We start from the raw sequence: 12893 nt of genomic DNA on the forward strand, positions 1-12893 counted from the left end.
TTTTTACATTCAATGTTCATGATCCTACGCACGAATAAAATCCCATGTTTTTTTTTGTCAATCGCGCGCTTTTGAGCTTTTAAAGGGTGAGAAATGATGGAATGGATCACTGATCCCCATGCGTGGTTTGGTTTGATCACGTTGGTTTTTCTCGAAATTGTTTTAGGAATAGATAACCTTATCTTTATTGCAATTTTAGCTGAAAAATTGCCCTTGCATTTGCGTGACCGAGCGCGCTTGATAGGTCTTACTTTAGCATTAATCATGCGGCTTTTCCTTCTCACCGTTATTGGATGGGTCATGAGACTCGATACGGTCATTCTTTCATTTTCATCTTTTGTCTTTAGCTGGCATAGTTTTATTTTAATTGGTGGTGGAGCCTTTTTGCTAGCAAAAGGAACTTTAGAGTTGCATGAAAGGTTAGAAGGCGTATCGCATGAAAGAAAAGCAGGCGTTGCTTATGCTGTTTTTTGGCAAGTAATTGTTCAAGTCGTGGTGCTGGATGCGGTTTTTTCACTCGATAGTATTATTACCGCAACAGGGATGATAGCAAAAGAACAGGCAGCCGTTATGTATATCGCGGTCATTGCTGCTATGGGAGTAATGATGTGTGGCTCTGGCTCTCTTATGCGTTTTATTAATCGTCATCCCACCATTGTCATCCTTTGTCTTGGCTTTTTGATGATGATTGGCTTTACACTCATTGTTGAAGGGTTTGGTTTTCATATTCCAAAGGGATATTTATATGCTGCTATTGGTTTTTCTGTTCTCATCGAAGCTTTTAATCAAATTGGACGTCGTAACCGAGAAAAAATGATTACGACGAATGATCTACGCAGTAGAACCGCTGATGCTGTTTTAAGGCTTTTAGGAGGGGGAAGTAAAGATAGCCATCTTGCTGAAACTGTAGATGTCATTGCTGAACAGGCTGCAGCTTCTGAGTTGTTTAGACCAGAAGAAAAGGAGATGATTCGTGGTGTTCTTGATTTAGCTGATCGCCCTGTTCGCTCTATCATGTCCCCACGCAATGAGATTGAATGGTTAGATTTAAATGCTGATGAAAATGAAATGCGTGAAGAATTACAAAAGGTTAAACATAGCCGCTTAATTCTTGCACGTGAAAAAGTAGATGAATTTGTTGGCGTTGCATTGACAAAAGATCTTCTTTTAAATTTGGCTGAAGGTAAAAAAATTAATTGGAAAAAAGCGATGCGAGAACCCCTTGTTGTTCATGAAAACACAAGTGTTTTACGATTGATGGAGCAATTACGTCATTCTTCTATTCAGCTTGCAATTATTGTTGATGAACACGGATCTTTTGAAGGAATTGCAACACCAACCGATATTCTTGAAGCTATTGCAGGAGACTTTCCTGATGATGATGAAGAGCTCATGATCGCAGAACAACTCGAAAATGGCAGCCTTCTTGTAGAGGGATATGCTGATATCCGCCGTTTAAGTGGTTATCTTGGACGAAATCTTGTTGATGAGGCAGATCGTTATACGACTCTGGCAGGCTTTATGCTTTGGCAGTTTGGTCATTTGCCAAATGAGGGAGAAAGTTTTGAAACGGATGGTTTACGCTTTAAAGTGATTGAAATGGAACGCCGAAATATATCTAAAATTCTTATTTCTCCACTTGTTTCCCCAGAAAAAAGCTAATTCTTTTGATCCATCAGGTGATGTAAGAAATTTTTTCTTAATGATTAAAATAGGAAATTGATATCTTATTGATCTGGCATGCAAAAATAACAGAGGAAACAGCCAAGAAATTGTGTAAATGTAAAATAGTAGAACGATTTGCTATCGGTTATGACCAAGTAAATTACGAAGCGCTAAAAAACACGATATTGAATTTACCAACACCCTTTCTTGTATAAACGAAACCACCAACGATTTAGCAAAAAATATGATAAAACATGGCAAGAAAAAATCTTAAAATATTCCATCCAAAACATAAAACCATTGAGTTTGGAAAAATAGGAAAAGCAACATTAGGACGTTAAAATCTTTTGGGTTCAAAATTCTTGCTCTATGAGCAACATACTGATGAATGTCTTGCTAAATTACCCAATTTCAAACTTTTAAAAGATATGAATGCACGTCTAGAATAATCTGATATGGTATCATTACACAGCCCTCTTACCAACAAAACATATGGCAATGATTCATTCAAAACGCCTCAAAAAGAATAGGAAAAAAGCTATCTTTGTGAACCCAAAAAAATAAAATACTCAGCGATTTTAATTGCTTAGGAAAATATCTAAGCAAAAATCCTGAGTTCCACACATTCCTTAATGTTCTTCCCGTAGAGCCACCAATAGCCGCCCTCTCATTAAAGCTTGGAGAGACAATGCTGACTATTTATCATCAAAATTGGTTATTAATCTACATAATACATATTTTTTAAAATCACATATATCGATATAAGAAAAAATATTGTTTCCACAGTGATATCTTTTTTATATAAAAGGAAAAGAAAAACTTGGGGGTTTCCTATGATTAATAATATTTACTGCGTTGGACGCAATTATGTAGAGCATGCTCATGAACTTGGCAATGTTGTTGAAGATGAACCTGTTATATTTAGCAAGCCAAATAGTTCACTTGTGTTAGGAAACCAAATTGATCTTCCTAATTTTTCCAAAGAAATACATTTTGAAACTGAAATTGTGCTCAGAATATCAAAGGACACTTTTATGGTCAATGAGAGTGAAGCTAAGGAATGTTATGATGCGGTAGCAATAGGTCTTGATCTAACAGCGAGAGATTTGCAAACAAAATTAAAAGAAAAAAAGCTTCCTTGGCTTTTGTCTAAAGGTTTTAAAGGAGCCGCGTACGTCTCTGACTTCATAAAAAAAGAAAAAATGAATGACTCCATAACCTTTACAATGAAGTTGAATAACGAAACAAGACAAGTTGGCAATACGAAAAATATGATCTTTAGCTTTGAGAAAATAATATCATTTTTAAGTCACTACATTCAGCTAAGGCGTGGTGATATCATATACACCGGCACTCCACAGGGTGTAGGAAAACTCTCTAAATTTGACAGAATAGAACTCTATCTTGAAGATCAATTAATTTCAGAGCTAAAAGTAAAATGAGTCATCAAATACTGACCTTTTTCATTGTTTCATTTTTTTAGTCATCTCACCGGAACCAAACATGGCCCTTATCATCGATAAGGCAACGAGATTGGGAAAAAAGAATGCATTTTTGAACGTTTTAGGGTTGTGTACAGCAACATATGCGCATGGAGCATTTTCCATATTAGGTGTATCAGCACTCATTCTCAACAACAAAACGCTCTTCCTTTTAGTAAAACTCATGGGAAGCTGCTATTTATTATATATGGGCTTTAAATCGATTAAATCTGGAATACATAGCTTAAATTCAAAAGAAAAATATCAACGATATGAAAAAAGCATTGTCGGTAAAACAAAGCTTTTTACCAGCTATATGGACGGTTTTTTAACACAAATACTAAATCCCAAAGTATCAATATTTTACATAGCAGCCTTTCCAAAATTCTTAGCTTCTGGCGGTAGCATTAAAAAAGGCTTTGAACTTGTAACGATACATTCCTTCAACATCTTTGCATGGTTTACTTTAATGACCATTTTTATATCATTCGCAAGCGCCACTTTAAAAAAGAAAAAATAAAAGGATGCATTAATAGTGCAACAGGAACAGTTTTATCGCTATTTTCTTTTTTCATTTTCTTTGGATAACACTTCCTCTTTTGATAAAAGCTTGCAAAGCTAACAGAGTAATCTTTTCATGATGTTGTCTCTCACTATGAATAGTCAAACCTCTCACAGAGCTTATATAATCTTGAATTCTTTCTTATTTTCTCTGTAAAATTGAAAAACGTTGCTTTTTTATCGTCGTCTCAAAAACTTTTATGTAAGCGATATGAAATTATCGCAACGTTTTATCAATATCTAAATGAAATTCTTATTCACCACTTTAGAAGAAGAAAGCTAAAGCGTCCTTCTTTTCCTTTGTAAAAAAAGCCCCCCTTTTTACTTATGATAGCATCATAAAAATAAAACAGTGATTTTAGAAATCATTTATTTTCTATCACTAAAGACTTTTCTCTATACTTAAGATGACAACTCTCTAATGCTACTTTAGAAAACTTAAAACTCTCTCTATCATCAATAACAACATATTAATTATAAAAGATAAATTTTATAAAGTTATAAAAAACTAATAACTTTTCAAAATAACTTTAAAGGCCCCTTAAGATGAGGCCTTTTTTTAGCCATTTATTTGTTATCAAAATAACAAACAAACTCCCAATTCAAATCTCTGTCAGCTTATTTAAGAGGAATATATTATCTTTTTTCAAAACCGTATTCTTTTCTTTATCCACACAAAATCATAAAAAATGTTTTTTTCCTTTACACCTCATTTATATCATGCTTCGATACGAAATAATGCCTTTTTTAGCATAATTTAATCTCAAAATAATTAAAGGGAACCCCTAAAAAATGAACTGTAAAGAAAATTTAAAAGATGATCCTCAGAAGAAACTACAACGTGGTCTAGATAACCGTCATGTGCAACTTATAGCCCTTGGTGGGGCTATTGGAACAGGGCTCTTCATGGGATCAGGAAAAACAATTAGTGTAGCCGGCCCTTCCATCATACTCGTTTATGCTATTATTGGATGTGCCCTATACTTTGTCATGCGCGCAATGGGTGAATTATTGCTTTCTAATTCACAATATCGATCTCTCATTGATTTCTCAACCGATATGCTAGGACCGGGAATCGCTTTTTTTGTTGGCTGGAATTATTGGTTAAGCTGGGTTGTGACTGGAGCTGCAGATATTATTGCGATCATTAACTATATGCATTTCTGGTGGCCAACACTTAATCCTTGGATTGTTGTTTTTGCTTGCATTGGTTTCTTTTTAATCCTTAACCTCCTTGCCGTAAAATTTTTCGGGGAACTGGAATTTTGGTTTGGTCTTATCAAAGTCGTAGCAATTTTAGCGTTAATTATTGTTGGATTTTATATGATTACTACAGGCTTTACCTCTCCAAGTGGTACTGTTGCTTCTCTCAGTCACGTATGGAATGGTGGAGATATATTTCCCCGAGGAATTACAGGTTTTTTTGCCGGATTTCAAATTGCCATTTTTTCTTTTGTTGGGATTGAAATTGCTGGAACAACGGCAGCTGAAGTCAAAGACCCTAAAAAAGTTCTCCCTAAAGCAATTAATGCAATACCGGTGCGTATTGTTCTCTTTTACATCCTTTCTCTTGCTGTGATTATGTCAGTTACACCTTGGGATCAAATTGTTCCAGATCAAAGCCCCTTTGTCTCGATGTTTTGGCTTGCGGGCATTCCAATAGCTGCTGGGTTGGTCAATTTTGTTGTTCTCACTTCAGCGGCTTCTTCAGCAAACAGTGGTATTTTCTCCACCAGCCGCATGATATACGGACTTGCAACCCAAAAAGGCGCTCCTCCAATTTTAGGGAAGCTTTCCAAGTACCATGTTCCAGCCAATGCTCTGTTCTTTTCTTGCCTATGTATTTTAGTAGGATACACAATTGCATCATCATCTCCAAGCATCATAAGTGCCTTTACAATTGTGACAAGTATTTCAGCTATTGCATTTTTATTCGTATGGTCCGTCATTTTGATTAGCTATATTGTATATCGTCGCAATCACCCTCATCTACATGCTGAATCCGTCTACAAAATGCCAGGAGGTACCATTGTGTGCGGGGTTGTGTTAGTGTTTTTTGCTTTCATGCTCTATTTGTTGACATTAGAACATGATACCCTAATAGCTTTAAAATACAGTATCTTTTGGTTTATTTTCTTAGGCATAATGTATTTTATATTTATAAGGAAAAGAATTTCTCCAAAAAACAAATAAAATCTATACAAAACATCTCAAAAAAAGGGTAACTAAAGTTGCCCTTTTTCTCCTTAATCTCCTCCCCCCGCCTCAAAATAAAAAGTTTCCTCCCAGCACCGGTTTGTAAACAATCTGACTTGTTCAGGAAGAGATGCTACTAACCGCTGATATGGTTCACCTTAAGGCTCTATGGGTAAACCCTGCTCTAAATACACCACCATTCTAAAAATACTTCATAGGTAAAATGTTCTATGCCTTAGCACTGCTCTAAACAACACTGTTGTACGGCATAAATAGGATAAAGCACGAGTTATTTTCTAAAGATGCTATAACCTTCACTTACATCGCTTACTAAAAATATTTAGATTTTACCTAAAACACTCCCTTAAATTTTCTATATAGCTTTTTTCAAGATTTAAAATACACCTCTCAATGGAATATCTCCTAACTGCTATCTATAATAATAAAAATTTTTATTAAACTATTTTTTTCCTTTTAAAATAAATTATTATAATAAATATAGATATATTATTTATAATTAATACTAATTTATTAATATAATTATAATATATATTTAAATTAACTATGTATAAATATACAAAAATTAAATTTTATACTAAAATTTATATGACATTAAATTTCATAGAAATAGTTATAGCATTAATTAATAAAATTTTTTCTTTATTTATATAAAATAATAGAAAAAAATTCCTTTACTCCTCAAACATATCATGTTCCGATAGAAAGGATTACCTTTTTTAGGGTAATTTTTATCTTAAAATAACTAAAGGGAACTTCCCAAAAATGAACAAACAAAATTTAGAAAAAAAACCTAAGAAGAAATTGCAACGTGGACTACATAATCGCCACATACAACTTATAGCCCTTGGTGGAGCGATTGGAACAGGTCTCTTTATGGGATCAGGAAAAACAATCAGTGTAGCTGGTCCCTCAATCCTCCTCGTTTATGCGATTATTGGTTGTGCTCTATACTTTGTCATGCGTGCGATGGGAGAATTATTGCTTTCTAATACACAATACCGATCTTTTATTGACTTCTCGACTGATCTTCTAGGACCATGTGCTGGTTTTTTTATCGGCTGGACATATTGGTTGTGTTGGATTGTCACTGGAACAGCTGAAATTATTGCTATTGTCACTTATGCACAGTTTTGGTGGCCCGAACTCAATCCATGGATTCCTGTTATCATTGGTCTTATGTCCTTTTTAATCCTTAACCTCGTCGCCGTAAAACTTTTCGGCGAACTTGAATTCTGGTTTGGTTTTATCAAAATCGTAGCAATTTTAGTTTTAATTGTTGTGGGATTTTATATGATCTTCACCGGTTTTGTCTCTCCAAACGGTACGGTTGCTTCCCTTAGCAATATATGGAATGGTGGAAATCTTTTTCCACGAGGAATTACAGGATTTTTTGCTGGATTTCAAATTGTTATCTTTGCTTTTGTTGGCATTGAGCTGGCAGGAACAGCCGCAGCTGAAGTAAAAGAGCCTCAAAAAGCCCTACCGCAAGCCGTTAATTCAATACCTGTCCGCATTGTATTCTTTTATATTTTTTCACTCCTTGTTATTATGTCTGTAACGCCTTGGAATCAAATCAGTCCGGAAAAAAGCCCTTTTGTAATAATGTATGCATTAATTGGTATTCCAACTGCTGCTGGTTTGATGAACTTTGTTGTCCTAACAGCAGCCGCCTCTTCAGCAAATAGTGGAATTTTTTCTACCAGTCGTATGGTCTATGGACTAGCAACCCAAAAAGGGGCTCCTAAATTTTTAGGCAAACTTTCTCGCAATCACGTTCCAGCTAACGCATTATTCTTTTCATGTCTATGCATCTTATTAGGTTATGCGGTTGTATCGTTATCTCAAACCCTCATAGCTGCTTTTACAATTGTTACGACGATTGCTGCAACGTTATTTATATTCGTATGGTCTATCATTTTGATTAGCTATATCGTCTATCGTCGCAATCGTCCTCTCCAGCATACTGTCTCTCCTTATAAAATGCCAGGAGGTGTCATTATGTGTTGGGTGCTTCTCGTTTTCTTTGCATTTATTATTTATTTATTGTCATTAGAAGCAGATACTGCCATCGCTTTAAAATACACGCCAGCATGGTTTATATTTTTAGGCATTGTATATTTTCTTTTTGGAAGAAAGAATTATGCAAAAAATTAAAAAATAAAACTTATGTGCAAAAAAATATATAAAAAAGGGTAACTTGAGTTACCCTTTTTTGATATTTATCTATAAAATTATAAACGTGACAAAATATCTCTTTGAGAAACTTCAATTACGTTCTTTATCAACCAAAGCGTTAGATTTTATCCAAGGCATCATAGAACGAAGCTTTTTACCAACTTCTTCAATAGGATGATTATCATTTAAACGCCGCATACTTTTAAAATGAGCAGCACCTGCCTTATATTCTTGAATCCAATTCGATGTAAATTTACCCGTTTGAATATCTTTCAATATACGTTTCATTTCTGCTCTGGTTTCATCTGTAATCACACGTGGACCAGACATATATTCGCCCCATTCTGCCGTGTTAGAAATCGAATAATTCATATTTGCAATACCCCCTTCATACATGAGATCAACAATCAGTTTAACCTCATGCAAACATTCAAAATAAGCCATTTCTGGTGCATAACCTGCTTGTGTTAGAGTTTCGTACCCTGCTCTAATGAGTTCAACAAGACCACCACACAGAACGGCTTGTTCACCAAAAAGATCAGTTTCACACTCTTCTTTAAATGTTGTTTCAATCACCCCAGCGCGTCCACCACCAAGTCCACATGCATAAGATAATGCTACACTATGAGCATGCCCTGAAGCATCTTGTGCTACCGCTATTAAGCAAGGAACACCACAACCACGTTGGTATTCATGACGAACTGTATGACCTGGACCTTTAGGAGCAATCATCACAACATCAACGGTTTTTTTAGGTTCAATCAAGCCAAAATGAATGCTCAAACCATGGGCAAAAGCAATTGCTGCCCCATCACGTAAATGATCATGAATATGCTCTTTATAAATATCAGCTTGCAATTCATCGGGTGTTGCCATCATGATGAGATCTGCCCATTTTGCTGCTTCAGCAACGCTCACCACTTCAAAACCATCAGCCGTGGCCTTTTTAACTGTTTCCGCCCCTGCACGCAAAGCAATTTGCACATTTTGAACACCAGAATCTTTCAAATTTAAAGCGTGTGCACGCCCTTGAGAACCATAACCAATAATGGCCACTTTTTTCCCTTTAATGAGATTCATATCCGCATCACGATCATAATAAACACGCATAAAAACACTTCCTTCTTTTTCTATTTAAACTAAATTTCAGATAATTTTATTAAATAAGAAACATTATCTTCAGTGCATTACATACTCATAAAGACAAAAAACGCCGCTTATAAGAATACAGTAATTGAATAATCTTTAAAGTTTACATATTGTACAGAAAAACCTGTGGTCCCCAGACATTCCCAAAACATATACGGATCCCCAAATAAATTCTAACCACTGTCCTACAAAAATGGTACTTACAAAAAAGCAATATTTCTAAAGAAAATATATCTGCTAAGCTTCTATTTTTCTATCGCACAACAAAACATTATATCTTAAAAATTAAGATACAACATATAATTTATACAATTTCTAACATGAACCAAATCAATACGGATAGCAAGAAAAATTAGAAAATAACAAGTATTGTTTTAATACAACCTCTGAAAGCATATACAATAATATCTTTAGAATAATGGAAAAGATGCTTTTACTTTTTACATTCTTTAATATCCACGCCTCTCACGAGAAACAGAATGCTCCCATACCGCCATTGTATTATTTACGAAGCACTTTTATAAAAAACTTTTAATGCGCTCGAGCCTTTTTCAAAAAGCCTCAATAGCCTAAAACTTTAATAATCTAAGATTTATTGCTCAACATCCATCCTCTTTACTTCATAAAGCGATAAAACGATATCACCATTCGATTTGCTTGCTCTCAATGTTGCAACAGCTCTTATTGCTTTAAGCCTATTCACAAAAAGAAGATTTCAAAGCTTCCTCATAATGGATGCCAAGAATAAAAAAACATCTCATACACTCAAAAACAAAAAATAAAAAACGACCCAAAACAGAGTATTTATAATACACACTAAGACTATTTATCTAAACAGATATTATTTTTCTAAGATAAATTGGCAAAGCTTCATAAAAATTTCTCTTCCAATTTTATAGAGAGAAAAAGATTACGATAATAACCGGATAAAACGCTGAACAGTCTCATGCATTCCATATTCCAACGCATCAGCAATAAGCCCATGACCAATAGAAACTTCATCAAGCCAAGGAATATTTTTGACCAGAACAGGAAGATTCATAATTGTTAGATCATGCCCTGCGTTCACACCTAACCGCAATTCTTTCGCTCTTTTTGCAGCTAAAACAAGTTTATTAAGCTCTTGATCTTTTGTTGTTTTGTCCTGAAATGCAGCACCATAAGGTCCAGTGTAAAATTCCACACGATCAGCTCCTATTGCTTTAGCAATATCAAGACCATCGATAGTAGGATTAGCAAAAAGTGATACACGAATCTTTCTTTTTTTTAAACGCCGAATAATAGGGGCTAAAAACTCTGCATCATGAGCAAAATTCCAACCATGATCAGACGTTGATTGATCTGGATCATCAGGAACAAGCGTAATCTGGTCCGCATAGTTTTCAGCGATATCCAAAAACCGATCACTTGGATAACCTTCAATATTAAACTCAGCAGGAGGAAAAGAGTTTTTTATTAAGCCGTATATATCTGGCAAATCCGCAAAACGAATATGCCTTTCATCGGGGCGTGGATGAACTGTCAAACCTGCCGCTCCAGCGGCAAGCGCTATATGCCCAATATTCTTAATATTTGGCCACGGAAGATTACGTCGGTTGCGCAAAACAGCAACAGCATTAAGATTAACCGAAAGTTTTACCGCCATGCCCATTTCCATTTTTCTACAGTGTGTAATAAGATAGAAAAAAGGCATTTTCCATCTGAAACTTGGATGATACACATATTTTCTCTATCGAACAATCGTTAAACGCTCTGCTGCGCGGGTAATTCCCGTATAAAGCCAGCGTGCATACATATCACGAAATGCAAAGCTTTCATCAAACAAAACGACGTTATTCCATTGAGAACCTTGCGCTTTATGAACCGTCAACGCATACCCATAATCAAAATCATCATAGCGCTTCTTTAATTGCCATGAAATTTCCTGATCAGGATTTTCAAATGCTGCTTTTAAAAGTTTAATCTTTGTTACCCCACGCTCACTTTCTTCTGGTTTCACAAGAAGATTAATACTTGGTTTCACTGTTTCCTTCTGTGAAGTCATCACCTTCCATAAAGAGCCATTTAACAAACCTTTAGGGGGATCATTTCGCAAACACACAAGCTTATCTCCCGCTTGCGGATACTCTGCTGTAAATCCCTTTAACATACGCAAACGCTGATTATAAAGGTGGCGTGTACGATTAATCCCTACCAAGACCTGATCAGCATCCAAAACCAATTGTTGATTAACCTCTTTACGCGTCACAACGCGCGCTTCTCCATAATCACCATAAGCAATATCGCGTCCTTCACGCACATCCATAGCAAGACGTATAATCGGATTATCTTGCGCTTGCCGATGAATTTCTGAAAGAAGAAAATCTGGTTCTCCATTGGAAAAAAAGCCTCCTCCTGATATAGGAGGTAATTGACCTGGATCGCCAAGAACAAGAATTGGTGTTCGAAAGCTCATTAAATCACGTGCCAATTGTTCATCGACCATCGAGCACTCATCAACAATAATGAGTTTAGCTTGTGTCGCAGCACTTCTTCGATTTAATGTAAATGTTGGAGCAATAGACTTTTTTCCTGTAATCTCATCAGAAACTTCCTCTTCTCCACGCGGACAATAAATAAGAGAATGAATCGTACAAGCATTGCTTGCACCTTTAGAACGTAAAACCTGCGCTGCTTTCCCTGTAAAAGCAGCAAACTGGACAGAACCATCAACTGTTTCTGCAAAATAGCGCGCAAGCGTTGTCTTACCGGTTCCCGCATAGCCAAAAAGGCGAAAAAGAGGAGAACGCCCTTCCCTCAACCACGCAGCAACAGCCTTCAATGCATTATCCTGTTCCCGTGAAAACTGCATGATTTATCAAAATAAGATTCGCATAAAAAGAGCAAGCATTAAAAATATAATCAAAAAAACTGTCGTTAAGAATTTTTCATACATAGGCTATTTAACAACTTTCGTAGCACAATTATCAATTATTTACCCATTGCTTTTTCAAGATATTGTAACAATCTAAATTTTATCTATACATCGATCCCCTTGGTAACACCTTATACTTATCAAATAAAATACCATTTTTTACAACAGTACTACCAACAATGGAATATGTATATCTTAAATTAAAAAAACACCTATATACGCTTTTTCTAACCCAAATTGAGAATGAGAAAAAGAGCATTGCAATTGCAAAACCATCGCTAGAAAAAATGTCCTTAACAGGATAAGAATAATGTAACTTTATGGATAATATTTTACATAATCAATCAGCTTTCTTGCACATAAAAATAAAGTATATCCACTATGGCGAACTAATAATTAAATATATCAAAAATCTTTTGGCAGAAATAGAAATAGCTCTCAACAAAACGACTTAATCCTATGACGATACACCAATAAAGTTCCTCTCTTCCTCTTATCATGATTTTAATAAATTTACTCTTCATTCTACAAATAAGTTATATCGCAATGAATAAAGAAAGACATCACGCTTCTATGAGACACGCTTTATCTCGTACAAATATATCGCTTTTTCTGTTCAACAATAAAATCTGGTTCGTAAATATAGCCTTTTTGATAGTCTATGATAAGAAAACCGGGACACGGTTTCAGACCAGCGCAACACTTCAGGTTCATCCTCTAGAATATGAGAA

At 35.3% G+C, this 12893-nt stretch carries 9 protein-coding genes; 6 read left to right on the forward strand and 3 right to left on the reverse strand.

Features of this window, described 5'->3' with window-relative positions; genetic code table 11:
• The first annotated feature begins 93 nt into the window (after positions 1-93).
• The 6 genes from CER18_RS01850 to CER18_RS01880 all read left to right on the forward strand — a co-directional run bounded on the left by CER18_RS01850 (position 94) and on the right by CER18_RS01880 (position 8078).
• Positions 94-1662, forward strand: coding sequence for a TerC family protein (locus tag CER18_RS01850; protein ID WP_100128417.1), 1569 nt, complete (start codon positions 94-96; stop codon positions 1660-1662).
• A 110-nt stretch (positions 1663-1772) separates the two neighbouring features.
• The gene (locus CER18_RS10775) at positions 1773-1880 is read left to right on the forward strand and encodes a hypothetical protein (protein ID WP_432417131.1); all 108 of its coding nucleotides are present in this window, start codon (positions 1773-1775) and stop codon (positions 1878-1880) included.
• Positions 1881-2498: 618 nt separating this feature from the next.
• Complete coding sequence (locus CER18_RS01865) at positions 2499-3107, forward strand: fumarylacetoacetate hydrolase family protein (RefSeq protein WP_100128419.1); 609 nt, start codon at positions 2499-2501, stop codon at positions 3105-3107.
• Positions 3108-3168: 61 nt separating this feature from the next.
• Positions 3169-3666: a LysE family translocator gene (locus CER18_RS01870; protein ID WP_245410028.1), complete on the forward strand. Its 498-nt coding sequence runs from the start codon at positions 3169-3171 to the stop codon at positions 3664-3666.
• 833 nt (positions 3667-4499) lie between these two features.
• Entirely contained in the window at positions 4500-5900 is a 1401-nt protein-coding gene (locus CER18_RS01875) for an amino acid permease (protein WP_100128420.1), read from the forward strand.
• Positions 5901-6686: 786 nt separating this feature from the next.
• The gene (locus CER18_RS01880; RefSeq protein ID WP_100128421.1) at positions 6687-8078 is read left to right on the forward strand and encodes an amino acid permease; all 1392 of its coding nucleotides are present in this window, start codon (positions 6687-6689) and stop codon (positions 8076-8078) included.
• A 111-nt stretch (positions 8079-8189) separates the two neighbouring features.
• Here CER18_RS01880 and ilvC read toward each other — a convergent pair whose 3' ends face one another.
• From ilvC to CER18_RS01895, 3 genes are all read right to left on the reverse strand, one after another.
• Entirely contained in the window at positions 8190-9209 is a 1020-nt protein-coding gene (gene ilvC / locus CER18_RS01885) for a ketol-acid reductoisomerase (protein ID WP_100128422.1), read from the reverse strand.
• A 949-nt stretch (positions 9210-10158) separates the two neighbouring features.
• Positions 10159-10893 carry a pyridoxine 5'-phosphate synthase gene (locus tag CER18_RS01890; protein WP_100128423.1) on the reverse strand — a complete coding sequence of 245 codons (735 nt, stop codon included), beginning with the start codon at positions 10891-10893 and terminating at the stop codon, positions 10159-10161.
• An 84-nt stretch (positions 10894-10977) separates the two neighbouring features.
• The gene (locus tag CER18_RS01895; RefSeq protein WP_100128424.1) at positions 10978-12099 is read right to left on the reverse strand and encodes an ATP-dependent DNA helicase; all 1122 of its coding nucleotides are present in this window, start codon (positions 12097-12099) and stop codon (positions 10978-10980) included.
• Positions 12100-12893: the final 794 nt, after the last annotated feature.

It is taken from the genome of Bartonella tribocorum (assembly GCF_002777915.1).
Classification (GTDB): Bacteria; Pseudomonadota; Alphaproteobacteria; order Rhizobiales; family Rhizobiaceae; genus Bartonella; species Bartonella tribocorum_A.